The sequence below is a fragment of the Streptomyces zhaozhouensis genome, assembly GCF_900230195.1.
GTDB lineage: Bacteria > Actinomycetota > Actinomycetes > Streptomycetales > Streptomycetaceae > Streptomyces > Streptomyces zhaozhouensis.
Map to the genome: position 1 here is coordinate 58,638 of NZ_OCNE01000007.1, position 13,212 is coordinate 71,849.

Genomic DNA, 13,212 nt, shown 5'->3' on the forward strand with positions numbered 1-13,212 from the left:
AAGAGGGGTGGGTGATCTCGCCGCCGAACGCCCCCTGGTGAGAGGGAAGGAGCCGTTCAGGATGGACAGCGCGAGGTCTCGACAGGCCCCCGGAGACGCGCCGGACTGGCAGGGCTGGCCGCCGGAGGCCGCCTCCCGGTACCGCGACGCCGGCTACTGGACGGACGAGTTGCTCGGTGACATCGTCCGGCGGCAGGCGGCCGCCCGCCCCGAGGCGACGGCTCTGGTGGACGGCGAACGCCGGTGGAGCTACGCCGCCTTGGAGCGGGAGATCGCGGCGGTGACGCGCGCCCTGCACGGGCTCGGGCTCCGGCGCGGCGACCGGGTCATCGTCCAACTGCCCAACGTGGCCGAGTTCGTGCTGGCCTGGTTCGCCCTGCAACGGCTGGGCGCGGTGCCCGTCCACGCGATGCCCGCGCACCGTCGCTCCGAGATCGACCACCTCGCGCGGGTGACCGGGGCCGTCGCCTACGTCGTGCCGGACCGCCATGCCCGCTTCGACCACCGGTCGTTGGCCGTGGAGATCCGCGAGGCCCGGAACGCCGTCCGCCGGGTGATCGTCGTCGGTGACGCCGGCGGCCACCCCGACCTGGTTCCCTTCGAGGCACTGCGGCAGGACGACGGTCCCCCTCCCGGAGGGGAGCCGCCCGACCCCGGCGACCTGGCGCTGCTGCTGCTCTCCGGAGGCACGACCGGCACTCCCAAGCTGATCCCGCGCACGCACCGGGACTACGCCTACAACGCCAGGGCGGCGGCCGAGATCTGCCGACTCGGCCCCGAGACGGTGTACCTCGCCGTGCTGCCGATCGCCTTCAACTTCACCATGAGCTGCCCCGGCATCCTGGGCACGCTGCGGGCGGGCGGCACCGTCGTCCTCGCGCCCAACCCCAGCCCGGCCACCGCGCTGCGGCTGATCGAGCGCGAGCGCGTCACCCTCACCGCCGTCAACCCCCCGCTGGTGCCCCACTGGTTGGCCGAGGCCGAGGAGACCCGGCCGGACCTGACGAGCCTGCGCGTTCTCCAGGTCGGCGCCGCGCGGCTGCCGGACGAGTGGGCACGGCGGATCGGCCCGGAGCTCGGATGCCGTCTGCAGCAGGTGTTCGGCATGGCGGAGGGGCTGCTCAATCTGACCCGGCTCGACGACGCGGAGGAGATCGTCTGCACCACCCAGGGCCGCCCGATCTCCCCCGGCGACGAGGTGCGCGTCACCGACGAGGACGGCCGCCCCGTACCCGACGGCGCGGCGGGGGAGTTGCTGACCAGGGGCCCCTACACCCTCAACGGCTACTACCGCGCGCCCCGGCACACGCGCGCCCACTTCACCGAGGACGGCTACTACCGCACCGGTGACCTCGTCCGGCGCCTGCCCAGTGGCCATCTGCGGGTGGTGGGACGGGTGAAGGACCAGATCAACCGAGGCGGGGAGAAGATCGACGCCACCGAGGTCGAGGAGCACCTCCTGGCCCACCCCGCGGTGGCCTCCGCCGCCCTGGTGGCCGCCCCCGACGGCGAACTCGGGGAACGCACCGTCGCCTTCCTGGTCTGCGCCGGCCCCCCGCCCAGCGCCCGCGACATCGCCGCCTTCCTCCGCGAGCGGGGCGTGGCCGCCTACAAGGCCCCCGACCGCGTGCGGAGCCTGCGGGAGATGCCGCTCACCCCCGTCGGCAAGATCGACAAACGGGCGCTGCGCGCCCTGACCCACCATGCCGCCCCCTGAACGCCCGCCCCGGCGCACCCCGCGGAGCGGAGGCGAGAGGCCCGTGCGCGTAGAGGTACGACCCGAGACATGCGTCGGGGCCGGGCAGTGCGTGCTCGCCGCCCCCCGTCTCTTCGACCAGGGCGAGGACGACGGGCTGGTCGTCCTTCTGCGGGCCAGGCCCGGCCTCGAGGAGACGGCCGAGGTGCTCCGCGCCGTGGACGACTGCCCGGCCGGCGCGATCACCCTGCACGACGACTGAGCGCACGCGAAACGCGGCGCCCTCCGACGCGAAGCCCCCGGCACGACGGAAAGCACGACGGAAAGCACGACCGAAAGAGAGACACCCATGGAGCCCCTGGCGAGACGCACCCTGCTGCGCTCCGGCCTGCTGGCGGCGGCGACCGCCGTCGCCGGCCCCGCCCTGCTGACCGGATGCGGCTCGGGAGGGGACAGCTCCGCGCCCACCGGCGCGGGACCCCGACGCGGCGGCACCCTGCGGGCGGCCTTCACCGGCGCCGGCGCCGGCGAGACGCTCAACCACTTCGTCGGCGGGACGGCCCTCGACATGGTCAGGGCCCGCGCGTTGCACGCGACCCTCGGCGACCTCGACCCGTCGGCGCCGGACGGCGTGCGGTACGGGGTGCTGGAGACCATCGAGGTCGACGAGGAACTGAGCGCCTACACCCTGCGCCTGCGCCGGGGCCTCACCTTCAGCGACGGCTCGCCGCTGACCGCGCGTGACGTCCTGTGGTCGCTGAGCTCTCCGGCCGACGACCCGGCGTCGCTGCCGGTCTACAGGAACCCGGCGAGCACCTTCGACTTCGGCGGTGCCCGGGTGGAGGACGACCACACGCTGGTGCTGCCCACGCGGGCGCCCCTGGCCGACGGCCGCATGGTGCTGTGCCAGGGCAACTACCTCGTGCTCAAGGAGAACAGCGACTTCTCGCCGGGGACCGCGACCTCCGGCCCGTTCCGACTGGAGGAGTTCGCCCCGGGGGAGGGCTGCCTGCTGACGCGCAACGAGGCGTTCTCCCACCCCGAAGCGGACGAGGCCCCCTATCTGGACGGGCTGGAGCTGCGCTCCCTGCCCGACAGCGACGCCCGCGCGGCGGCGCTCACCGGTGGCCAGGTGGATCTCGCGCACGACCTGTCCCCGGTCACGGCCAGGACCCTGCGCGGCGACGAGCGCTTCACGGTGACCAGCACCGACCCGCCCTACGTCTCCGGTCTCTTCTTCCGGATGAACCTGGCCCACGAGCCGTTCCGGGACCCCCGGGTGCGCACCGCCTTCAAGCTGGCGGCCGACCGCGAGGCGATGGTGGAGTCCGTCTTTTTCGGCGACGCCACGGTCGGCAACGACCTGCTGGGGCCCGGCTTCCCCGACTACGCGGACGAGATCGAACAGCGCCCCTTCGACCCCGACCGGGCGAGGCGGCTGCTGCGCGAGGCCGGAGCCGAGGGGATGCGGGTGACCCTCACGACCGGCCCGGAGACGCCCGGCATGGTGGAGGTCGCCACGCTCTACGTGGAGAACCTCGTCGCGGTGGGGGTGGAGGCGACGCTGGAGGAGCTGCCGGCCGGGCAGCTCTTCGCGGACTACCCGGCCTACGCGCGACTCCCGCTGGCGGCCAGCTTCTCCGTGCCCACTCCGGCGCTGCCGCTCTACCAGATGTCCTACGGCGCGCGGAACCCGGCGGCGCTGGGCTGGGACCGGCCGGACGTGGACGAGTTGGTGGCCACGGCCCGCGGCACCTCGGGGGAGGAGTCGGCGCGGGCCGGACTGGCCGCCCAACGCACGCTGTGGGAGGAGGGCAACACCATCGCCCCCGTCTTCAAACCCTTCACCACGGCGCACGTGCCGGGGGTGGCCGGCGTGGCCGACGACCTCTTCGAGCAGTTCCCCGGTTTCAGCCGGGCCACCCTCTCGTGAGCTGGAGCCTCTTCCTGCTGCGGCGACTGGCCGCCCTGGTCCCCACCCTGGCGGCCCTGTCGGTGCTCGTCTTCGGCGCGACGGAGCTTCTGCCGGGCGACGCGGTCGGCGCCGTCGCGGGCCCGGACGCCACCGAGGCCGAACGCGCCGCCGTCCGCGAGCGGTTGGGGCTCGACGACGACCCCGTGACGCGCTACCTCCGGTGGGCGGGGGGCGCGGTGCGGGGGGATCTGGGCACGGCCTACACCGGCGGGCGGGCGGTGCACGAGCTGATCGCCTCCCGCCTGCCCCACAGCCTGCTGCTGGCCGGCCTGGCGCTGGCGGTGACGGTCCCCCTCTCGATCGCCCTGGGCCTGTGGGCCGGCAGCCGGGCCGGACGGCGCGCGGACCGGGCCGTCTCGACCGGGGTCCTGCTGGTCGCGGGGCTGCCGGAGTTCGTCACGGCCACGGCCCTGTGGTGGCTGCTCGCCGGCGAGCTGGGCCTGCTGCCCCGGGTCTCCCTGGTCCCCCTCGGCGGCAGCCCGCTGGACACGCCGGAGATCCTGGTCCTGCCCGCGCTGACGCTGGCCGCCACCGGCGTCGCCGTGGGCACCCGGTTGGTCCGCTCCGCGAGCGCCGAGGCCGTCGCCTCGCCCTGGATCGAGGCCGCCCGGCTGCGCGGGGTCGGCGGGGCACGCCTGGCGGTACGTCATGTGCTGCCCGGCGCCCTGGCGCCCGCCACCCAGGCGTTCGGACTGATCACCGGCGCGCTGGTGGGCGGCGCGATCGTGGTGGAGACCGTCTACGGCTACCCCGGCATCGGACTCGAGCTGCAACAGGCCGTGGCGCACCGGGACATCCCGCTGGTCCAGGGCATCGCGCTCGTCCTGTGCGCCGCCACCCTGGCCACGGTGCTCCTGGCCGACCTCGCGGCCAGGGCGCTCGACCCGCGGCGCGGGAGCCTCCGGTGAGGCCCGCCTCCCCGGGAACGGGTGCGCGCGAGGCGCTCGGTCCGCTCGCCTGGTGCTGCGCGGGCGTCTGCCTGCTGGTCCTCGCGGTCGCGGTGCTCGGGCCGCCGCTCGCCCCCGGTTCCCCCACCGAGCAGGTCGGGCCTCCGTTCGCGGGGCCGGGGGCCGGCCTGCCCCTGGGCACCGACTTCCTGGGGCGCGATCTCGCGGCCCGGCTGCTGCACGGCGGCTGGGTGGTGCTGGCGCTGGCCGTCGGCGCCACGGCGCTGGCCACACTGCTGGGGGCGGGGGGCGGGATCTGGCTGGGACTCGCGGCCGGGCGCGGCGGGGAGATCGTGATGCGCGCGGTGGACCTGCTGGCGGTGTTTCCCCCGCTGCTGCTCATGCTGCTGCTTGCCACCGGGGCGCCGGCCGGCGACCTGGCCGTCCTGGTGGCGGTGGGGCTCGCCGCCACGCCGTTCTCCCTGCGGGTGACCAGGGCGGCCACCCGCCGGGTGGCCGCCACGGGCTACGTGCTGACCGCGCGGGCCCGGGGCGACGGCTGGACGGCCGTCGTCCGCTACGACGTGCTGCCCAACATCGCCGGCACGGTGCTGGCCGACGCGGGGATCCGGTTCGTCGCCGCCGTCCATCTGACCGCCACGGCCGGGTTCCTCGGCCTGGGACGGGGGGCGCCGGACGCGAACTGGGGGCGCATGATCCGCGAGAACCTCCCGGGTGCCGCGCTCAACCCCCTGCCCGTCCTGCTGCCCGCCGCGCTGCTGGCGGCGTTCGCGGTCGCGGTGAACCTGCTCGCCGACCGCGTCGCCGAACGCGTCGCGGGCCTCGACACCTCAGGGAGCGACGGGTGAGAAGGATGGACGAGCCGCACGAGCTGGCGAGGGTCGACGGCCTGTCCGTCGGGCGCGACGCCGGCGGCCCGGCCGTGCTGGACGGGGTCGACCTGACGCTCCGCGCCGGCGAGGTGCTGGCGCTGGCGGGCCGTTCCGGCTCGGGGAAGACGACCCTCGCGCTGAGCCTGCTGGGTCGGGTGCGCGAAGGACTCGGTGTCCGCGCGGGGACCGTGCGGGTCGCCGGGCACGACCCGTTCACCCCCGGGGGGAGGGCCCGGGTACGCGGCGGGCTGGTGGGCTTCCTCGGCCAGGACCCGGCATCGGCGCTCAACCCCGCGCGACGGCTGGGCGGTACGTTGCGCGAGGCCGCCGCGATGACCGGCGCGGCGGGCTGGCGCGCCTCGGCGCGCCGGGAGCGGGAGCGGCGCGTCCGCGAGGCGCTCTCGGAGGTCGACCTGCCGGCGGACCCGGCCTTCCTGAGGCGCTATCCCCACCAGGTCTCGGGCGGCCAGGCGCAGCGTGTCGCCCTGGCGGTCGCCACCATGGGGAACCCGCGGCTGCTCGTCCTCGACGAGCCGACCAGTGGGCTCGACCCGGCCCTCGCCGAGGACCTGGCGGCCCGGCTGAGCGCGCGCCACCGCGGGGCGGGCGGCGCGATGCTGCTGGTCAGTCACGACAGGTCGCTGACCGGGGCGCTCGCCGACCGGACACTCCGGATCGAGGGGGGCCGGCTCACCACCCCTCGCCGTCCCGCGCTCGTCCGCGAACCGGGCCCACGGCCGCGCGACGCGCGTGCCCAGGCCGACCGGCCGGCCCTGCTGGAGCTCGTCGGCCTGCGGGCCACCCACGGGCGGCGCGTCACGGTGGAGGGGGTCTCCCTGGACGTCGCCCCCGGCGGCTGCACGGCCCTGGTCGGGCCCTCGGGGTCGGGGAAGACCACGGTCGCCCGCTGCCTGCTGGGACTGCACTCCTCCTGGACCGGCGCGCTGCGGCTGGCGGGCTCCGACCTGGCGACGGACTTCCGCGGACGCTCCCGGGACCAGCGGCGCGCCCTCCAACTGGTCGCGCAGGACGCGGTGGCGGCACTCAACCCACGCGAGCCGGTCCGCAGGGCCCTGCTGCGGCCGTTGGGCGGAAGGGAGGCCACCGGGGAGGAGGCGGAGCGGCTGCTGTGGCGGGTCGGTCTGTCGCCGAGGTCGCTGGGGCGGCTTCCCCACGAGCTGTCAGGCGGGGAAAGACAGCGCGTCAACCTCGCACGGGCCCTGGCCGCCGACCCCCTGGTGCTGGTGTGCGACGAGGTGACCTCCGCCCTGGACACGGAGACCCGCGACGCCGTGCTGGACCTGCTGACGGAGCTGCGGCGGGCCGAGGGGCTGGGCGTCGTGCTGATCACCCACGACCCGGAGGTCCGCGCGACGGCCGACCGCGTCGTGACCCTCGCCGAGGGCAGGATGGCCGGCGCCGGGCGGGCCCTCGCCGGGGACGGGGGGCACCCCTGAGACCGGCTTCCGGTCAGGGCCTCCCGAACGCGGCGCCGGCGGACTCCGGCACCAGGAACAGCCCCACACTGCGCAACTTCTCGCGGGTCTCCTCCAGTTCGCGCTCCGGGTCGGACTGGCCGACGACACCGGCGCCCGCGCGCAGCCAGGTCCGACCGTCCCGCCGGTAGACGCTGCGCAGCACGAGCGCCGCGTCGAGCGTCCCGTCGCCGTCGGCGACGATCACCGCCCCGCTGTACAGCCCTCGTTCGGCCGGCTCCGCGTCGTCTATCCAGGTGCAGGCCCGCGCCTTGGGGATGCCGGACGCCGTGACGGCGGGGAAGAGCGCGGCCAGGGCGTCCCAGCGGGTCTTCCCCTCGGCGAGGCGGCCGGTCAGGTGGGAGGCGAGGTGCTGCACGCTGCCCCGCTCGCTGACGGACATGAAGTCGTCGACGCGGACTGAGCCCGGGGCGCAGGCGCCGCGCAGTTCCTCGGCGGCCAGTCGCACGGAGACGGCGTGCTCGTAGACCTCCTTGGCGTCCCGGTACAGCTCCGCGCGCCGGTCCTCGTCGGACGGGTCTCCCCGCAACGCCCGTGTGCCGGCGAGGGGTTGGGCGTGCACGGTGCCGTCCGCCGTGACCCGGGTGACGATCTCCGGGCTGAAACCGGCGCTCTCCCACCCCCCGGAGCGCAGCAGGAACGAGCGGGCCGGGGCGTTGGCCCGTCGACCGACCAGGTAACTGGCGGGCAGATCCACGGGTTCCGTGACCGGCACCCGTCGGGAGACGATGACCTTCTCCATGAGCCCGGCGTGGATGTCCTCCACGGCGGTGGCGACCCTCTTCCGGTAGTCGTCCGCCCCGTGCCCCTCCAGCTCCGTCGGCACCCGTTCCTCGACGGCGCCGGGCACGAGGGCGGAGGCGGCCGCCAGCCTGGCCTCCAGGGCGTCCAGGTCCCGCGCGGACCCGGCCCGGAGCCGCGCGGTGCCGTCCGGGGGGAACCTGACCTCCCGTCGTGGCAGCACCAGGCGGAGAACGGGCTCGGTCACGGGCCGGTCGCCGTGCAGCAGCCGGCTCAGTTCGTAGGTGGCCCAGCCGTAGGCGGGCTGGGCCGTCGCGTCGAGCACCCGGCCGAGGGCGGCCAGCGGGGAGGGGCCGTGCGGCACCTCGACGGGCACGCCCCCGACGGTGACCGAGGGGCCGTCCGCACCGATCTCCGCGACCGCGGCCTCCCCCTCGGCCCAGATCACGTCGCCGTTGTTCTCGTAGAGCAGGTAGGGCTCTTTCGACGCGGCGGACAGCGCCACGGCCGTCGTCAACGCGGCCGCCGCGTCGAAGGGGATCTCGCGTGCGGCGTGGCGGGGGAGTTCCGCGAGGGCGGGGGAGGGGGCGCCGTGGGCTGAGGTCGGGAGGGCGGCGGGCACGGGGAGGGCGTTGTCGCGCGTCATGGCGGTACTATACGCAAACGGCAATCATTTCCAATAAGGATCCATCAAGGTGAGGTGTGCGATGCGTCAGGCCGGCCCGACCGGCGGTCCCGGCACCGTCGAAGCGGCGACCGCCCGCGCGGGGGCGGACCGTCGTCTTCCCGTGACGGTGCTCTCCGGCTTCCTCGGCGCCGGCAAGACGACCCTGCTGAACAGCGTGCTCGGCAACCGCGAGGGCCTGCGGGTCGCGGTGATCGTCAACGACATGAGCGAGGTCAACATCGATGCCGCCCTGGTGCGCGACGGAGGGGCGCTCTCCCGCACCGAGGAGCGGCTGGTGGAGATGACCAACGGGTGCATCTGCTGCACGCTGCGGGACGACCTGCTGGAGGAGGTGGACCGGCTGGCGCGGGCGGGCCGCTTCGACTACCTGTTGATCGAGTCCAGCGGGATCTCGGAACCCATGCCCGTCGCCGCCACCTTCTCCTTCCCCCGGGACGACGGGGCGACGCTCGGTGACCTGGCCCGGCTGGACACGATGGTCACCGTGGTGGACGCGGCGCACTTCCTCCCGGAGCTGGAGCGGGGGGACGCACTGGTCGAGCGAGGTCTCGACCAGTACGAGGAGGACGAGAGGACCGTCAGCGACCTCCTCGCGGACCAGGTCGAGTTCGCCGACGTGCTGGTCCTCAACAAGGTCGATCTCGTCCCGGAGGCGGAGGCGGACCGGTTGGCGGCCGCGCTGCGTCGCCTCAACCCCGCCGCGCGGGTGCTGCGCGCCACCCACGGTCGCGTTCCGGTCGGCGAACTCCTCGGCACGGGCGCCTTCGACCTCGCGCGGGCCCAGGAGGCACCGGGTTGGCTGGCGGAGTTGAACGGCGACCACGTGCCGGAGACGGAGGAGTACGGGATCTCCAGCCTCCTCTTCCGCGCCGCGCGTCCCTTCCATCCCGAACGGCTGTGGCGCTTCGTCACCGAGCGGATGGACGGCGGGGCGTACGGCGCGATCCTGCGCTCCAAGGGGTTCTTCTGGCTGGCGACCCGCCCCGAGGTCACGGGGCTGTGGTCGCAGGCGGGCTCGGTGGCGCGGTTCGAACCGTCCGGTGTCCGGGCGGCGCCCGAGGAGGGGGGCCTCTCCGACGGGCAGGAACTTGTCTTCATCGGCACCGGGTTGGCCCACCAGGAGCTGCGCGCGGCGCTGAACGCCTGCCTGCTGGACGAGGAGGAGTCGCGTGCGGGGCCCGCGTCCTGGGCGCGTCTGCCGGACCCCTTCCCGGAGTGGGACGCGCCGCCCGCGCGACACGAACACTGAGGGGCGCCGCCGGAGGGCCCGGCCTGGCCGTCGCCGGGTCGGCCTTCGGGGACGTCCCGCTATAGGCTGCTGGCGGCCAGCACGCCCCGTCTCGACGGCGGGGGTGCCCGCCTGGTCGACGCGCCGCGCGTACTCGTGCTCAGGCCGGCCCCGCTTCACCGTCCCTTCGCAGGCAAGGACGCCGCCGTTGAGCCGTACCCCGCGGGTGGATCCACCGCCTGAGCGCGTCACCGTCGAGACGGAACAGGTGAGGCGGCTCGTCGCCGCCCAGTTCCCGCGGTGGGCCGATCTCCCGATCCGGCCGGTGTCCGACGGCGGTTGGGACAACTGGACCTTTCACCTCGGCGACGCCATGCTGGCCCGCCTTCCCAGCGCGGCCGAGTACGCCCTGGCGGTCGACAAGGAACAGCGGTGGCTCCCCGTGCTCGCTCCCCGACTGCCGCTGCCCGTTCCCGTTCCCCTGGCCCGGGGCGGGCCCGGCGCGGGCTACCCGTACGCGTGGTCGGTCTACCGGTGGCTGGACGGCGAGCCGGCGCGCGCGGACCGCGTCGCCGACCCCGTCCGGTTCGCGGTGGACCTGGCGGGCTTCCTGGCGGCGCTGCGCGCCGTCGACACCGCCGGCGCCCCCCGGCCGGGCAAGCACAACTGGTTCCGGGGCGCCTCGCCGCGCGCCTACGACGGGCAGGTCGGGCGGGCGCTGTCGACGCTGGCCGGTCACGTGGACACCGGCCTGGCACACGAGATCTGGCAGACCGCGCTGGCCGCTCCCCGGGACGGCGTGGACACGTGGTTCCACGGCGACGTCGCCTCGGGCAACCTGCTACTGCGCGACGGGGAGTTGGCGGCCGTCATCGACTTCGGGACCTGCGGCGTCGGCGATCCGTCCTGCGATCTCGCCGTCGCCTGGACGCTGCTGGACCGGGAGGGCCGGCGGGCGTTCCGCGCGCGGCTCGCCGTCGACGAGGCCGCCTGGGCACGCGGGCGCGGCTGGGCCCTGTGGAAGACGCTCGTCGCCTGCGCCCAGGGCCTGGAGCGCGCCGACGAACAGGCTGACGCACGGGCCGACGACGCGCGCCGCGTCCTCGACGAGATCTGCTCCGACTACGCGGAGGGCGGCTAGCACTCCCGTGTGACGTCGGCCCTCCCGGTCCTTCCATGACTCGGCGCGTGAGCGCACGCGGCTGACGTGTCGTCGACGCGTGCCCGACCACGGTGCCATTCCCCCCCGGCGGGGAAGGAGACGGGGATGAGGGATCCCGAGATCATCGCGTCGTTCGGCGGGCAGGGCGAGGTGTCGCTGACCGTTGTCCATCATCCGGCGCGGGTCGTGGCCATCGCGCACGAGTACGGCTACGTCCTCGACGACTACGCCATGACGGTGCGGCCGACCCGTTTCCGGATGCGCTTCGTGCGTGACGACAGCGAGGACGCTCGCCGCCGCGCCGCCTGGGCGGACCATCACTACCGCGCCTCCGGCGCCTGGTGGGCCTCCTGCTGGCCCACCCCGCCACCCCCCGCCGGTGTCTCGCCGGAGGACGCTGCCGCCTACCGCATCGCCGTCCACGAACAGCGGCACCACCCCTGGCGCCATCCGCTGCTCGCCTTCGGCCTCCTGTTGTTCCTCGCCCTCGTCGGAGCGTGGGCGCTCGCCGACGTGTCGATGCCTCTCGCGGTGCTTCTGCCCGTGGCGGTCGCGGGACTCGGCGGTTGGCTTGTGGTCTGGAGCGGCAGGAAAGCGCGCGCGGCTCTTTCCACGCACGCCGCGACACTGGAACGGTTCGAACGCCAGCGCGTCTACCCGGCCCACGGACTGCCGGGGGAACGCTGAGGCACGCCTACTTCGAGTCCCCGCCGCCTTCCGCCGAACCCGGTCATCTGCTGAGTAGATCCATCGCAACAGAAACATCTGTTGGACAGAGATCAGGGCACGTTCGAGGATGTTCGCGCGGTGGCACAGCCGACGTGGCAGAGGATGCGCTACCGCCCTGAGCGGAGGCTGAACGTTGAGCGAAGAGACCGAAGTGGTCGTGGTCGGCGCGGGCCAGGCCGGTGTCGCGATGAGCGAACACCTGGGAGCCCACGGTGTGCCGCACCTCGTGCTGGAGCGCCACCGCGTCGCCGAACGGTGGCGATCGGAGCGATGGGACTCCCTGGTCGCGAACGGTCCCGCGTGGCACGACCGGTTCCCGGGGCTGGAGTTCTCCGACGTGGCGCCCGACGGCTTCGCCGCGAAGGACCAGGTCGCGCAGTACTTCTCCGCGTACGCGGAGAAGATCGGCGCCCCGATCCGTACCGGGGTCGAGGTGACCTCGGTGCGCAGGCACGTGGGCCGGCCCGGTTTCCGGATCGAGACGTCGCGGGGTGGGATCGACGCCCGGTTCGTCGTCGCCGCGACCGGACCGTTCCAGCGGCCGGTGATCCCGCCCGTCGTCCCGGACGGCGCGGTCGCCGCGCAGACGCACTCCAGCGGGTACCGCAACCCGGCGCAGTTGCCACCAGGCGCGGTCCTCGTCGTCGGAGCCGGCTCCTCCGGTGTGCAGATCGCCGAGGAACTGCGCCGGTCCGGCCGCCGGGTGCTCCTCTCCGTCGGCCCGCACGACCGTCCTCCGCGCCGGTACCGGGGGCGTGACTTCTGCTGGTGGCTCGGTGTGCTCGGGCTCTGGGACGCGGAGACACCGCCCCGGGGGGCCGCGCACGTCACCATCGCGGTCAGCGGTGCGCGCGGCGGCCACACCGTGGACTTCCGCGCCCTGGCCGCCGACGGCATCGAACTCCTCGGCATGACCACGGCGTACGAAGGTCGCGGAGGAGGAGGCGAACGAGGTGGCGCCGACGGGGAACGGCGCCTTCTGAGCCGGCCGCGCCCTGAGTCGGGAGTTCCCGGGCGGTCGCGGCGCGGGCCTCACCCCGCGCCGCGACCGCCCGGTGCGGACGTGCCCGCTCTCGAACGCCGCGTGGCCCGTCAGCCGCGCACCAGCCCGAGGATCGAACACGGCCGTGCCTGCCCCTCGGCCCCGGTGAGGCGCCTATCGGTCCTCGGGCCGCAGCGCCGCGTTGACCTGGTGGGGTGCCAGGAGGAGCTCACCGATGGTCCGGAGGGCGTCATCGTCGAGCTCGTCCTCGTAGAGGTCGGTGAGGAGTGACCGCACCGTCGCCGGGAAGTCGGGGAACGTCCTTGACGGCTCGTCTTCTTCGGCGTCCCACTCCAGGAACGTGCCGTCCCCGGTGGAGAACAGCGTCGTCGTCCCGCATGTCCACAGCGGCACCAGATCCGCGCGGGCGGAATGCCCGATCACCGACCAGGACGGTCCCCCCACCGCCTGCGCGCGATACTCCAGATCGGGATGCACGACCTCTCCGCCCCGGGTAGCGATCGTGACCACGGCTTCGGGGAGTCCACGGGCGCGGACACGCTCGGCGAGATCCTCGACGGTCGGCTGCATACCCGCCAGGCTACGACGACCGACCACGCCTCCGCTCCTCGCGTGCGCGCTCCGCCCCCGGCCGCGGGCCCCGGCACGGGCGGCACCGGCCGCGCCTTCCCCCACCACGGCCCGGCGCCAGGCTGTCACGGAACGCTCATGGCG

General features: G+C 74.7%; 12 protein-coding genes. 10 read left to right on the forward strand and 2 right to left on the reverse strand.

Annotated elements, in window-relative coordinates; translation table 11 throughout:
- Positions 1-61 precede the first annotated feature (61 nt).
- The 6 genes from CRP51_RS12235 (at position 62) to CRP51_RS12260 (ending at position 6,908) form a co-directional block, all read left to right on the forward strand.
- A complete protein-coding gene (locus CRP51_RS12235; RefSeq protein WP_097231141.1) occupies positions 62-1,717 on the forward strand; it encodes a (2,3-dihydroxybenzoyl)adenylate synthase in 1,656 nt (551 codons plus the stop codon).
- A gap of 43 nt (positions 1,718-1,760) precedes the next feature.
- Positions 1,761-1,958: a ferredoxin gene (locus CRP51_RS12240; protein WP_245880539.1), complete on the forward strand. Its 198-nt coding sequence runs from the start codon at positions 1,761-1,763 to the stop codon at positions 1,956-1,958.
- An 87-nt stretch (positions 1,959-2,045) separates the two neighbouring features.
- Positions 2,046-3,629 carry an ABC transporter substrate-binding protein gene (locus tag CRP51_RS12245; RefSeq protein ID WP_097231143.1) on the forward strand — a complete coding sequence of 528 codons (1,584 nt, stop codon included), beginning with the start codon at positions 2,046-2,048 and terminating at the stop codon, positions 3,627-3,629.
- Entirely contained in the window at positions 3,626-4,579 is a 954-nt protein-coding gene (locus tag CRP51_RS12250; protein WP_097231144.1) for an ABC transporter permease, read from the forward strand. The genes CRP51_RS12245 and CRP51_RS12250 overlap by 4 nt, the downstream gene beginning before the upstream one ends.
- Positions 4,576-5,427 carry an ABC transporter permease gene (locus CRP51_RS12255; RefSeq protein WP_097231145.1) on the forward strand — a complete coding sequence of 284 codons (852 nt, stop codon included), beginning with the start codon at positions 4,576-4,578 and terminating at the stop codon, positions 5,425-5,427. Before CRP51_RS12250 ends, CRP51_RS12255 begins: the two co-directional genes overlap by 4 nt.
- Positions 5,428-5,432: 5 nt before the next feature.
- On the forward strand, positions 5,433-6,908 hold the full coding sequence (locus tag CRP51_RS12260) for an ABC transporter ATP-binding protein (protein WP_097231146.1): 1,476 nt from the start codon (positions 5,433-5,435) through the stop codon (positions 6,906-6,908).
- Positions 6,909-6,921: 13 nt separating this feature from the next.
- Here CRP51_RS12260 and CRP51_RS12265 read toward each other — a convergent pair whose 3' ends face one another.
- Complete coding sequence (locus CRP51_RS12265) at positions 6,922-8,334, reverse strand: salicylate synthase (RefSeq protein ID WP_097231147.1); 1,413 nt, start codon at positions 8,332-8,334, stop codon at positions 6,922-6,924.
- A 61-nt stretch (positions 8,335-8,395) separates the two neighbouring features.
- On the opposite strand from CRP51_RS12265, the gene CRP51_RS12270 reads away from it, so the two are divergent.
- The 4 genes from CRP51_RS12270 to CRP51_RS12285 all read left to right on the forward strand — a co-directional run bounded on the left by CRP51_RS12270 (position 8,396) and on the right by CRP51_RS12285 (position 12,768).
- Positions 8,396-9,625 carry a GTP-binding protein gene (locus CRP51_RS12270; RefSeq protein ID WP_097231148.1) on the forward strand — a complete coding sequence of 410 codons (1,230 nt, stop codon included), beginning with the start codon at positions 8,396-8,398 and terminating at the stop codon, positions 9,623-9,625.
- 187 nt (positions 9,626-9,812) lie between these two features.
- The gene (locus CRP51_RS12275) at positions 9,813-10,745 is read left to right on the forward strand and encodes an aminoglycoside phosphotransferase family protein (protein WP_097231149.1); all 933 of its coding nucleotides are present in this window, start codon (positions 9,813-9,815) and stop codon (positions 10,743-10,745) included.
- A gap of 126 nt (positions 10,746-10,871) precedes the next feature.
- A complete protein-coding gene (locus CRP51_RS12280) occupies positions 10,872-11,453 on the forward strand; it encodes a hypothetical protein (RefSeq protein WP_097231150.1) in 582 nt (193 codons plus the stop codon).
- A 175-nt stretch (positions 11,454-11,628) separates the two neighbouring features.
- Entirely contained in the window at positions 11,629-12,768 is a 1,140-nt protein-coding gene (locus CRP51_RS12285) for a flavin-containing monooxygenase (protein ID WP_245880540.1), read from the forward strand.
- Here the strand turns inward: CRP51_RS12285 and CRP51_RS28815 are convergent.
- Positions 12,652-13,095, reverse strand: a complete 444-nt coding sequence (locus CRP51_RS28815; RefSeq protein ID WP_170970525.1) for a hypothetical protein — start codon at positions 13,093-13,095, stop codon at positions 12,652-12,654. The genes CRP51_RS12285 and CRP51_RS28815 overlap by 117 nt on opposite strands.
- Positions 13,096-13,212: the final 117 nt, after the last annotated feature.

Coding starts and splice junctions, on each gene's coding strand:
- CRP51_RS12245 (WP_097231143.1), top strand. CDS start 2,046: ATGGAGCCCCTGGCGAGACGCACCCTGCTGCGCTCCGGCCTGCTGGCG.
- CRP51_RS12280 (WP_097231150.1), top strand. CDS start 10,872: ATGAGGGATCCCGAGATCATCGCGTCGTTCGGCGGGCAGGGCGAGGTG.
- CRP51_RS12265 (WP_097231147.1), bottom strand. CDS start 8,334: ATGACGCGCGACAACGCCCTCCCCGTGCCCGCCGCCCTCCCGACCTCA.
- CRP51_RS12270 (WP_097231148.1), top strand. CDS start 8,396: ATGCGTCAGGCCGGCCCGACCGGCGGTCCCGGCACCGTCGAAGCGGCG.
- CRP51_RS12235 (WP_097231141.1), top strand. CDS start 62: ATGGACAGCGCGAGGTCTCGACAGGCCCCCGGAGACGCGCCGGACTGG.
- CRP51_RS12260 (WP_097231146.1), top strand. CDS start 5,433: ATGGACGAGCCGCACGAGCTGGCGAGGGTCGACGGCCTGTCCGTCGGG.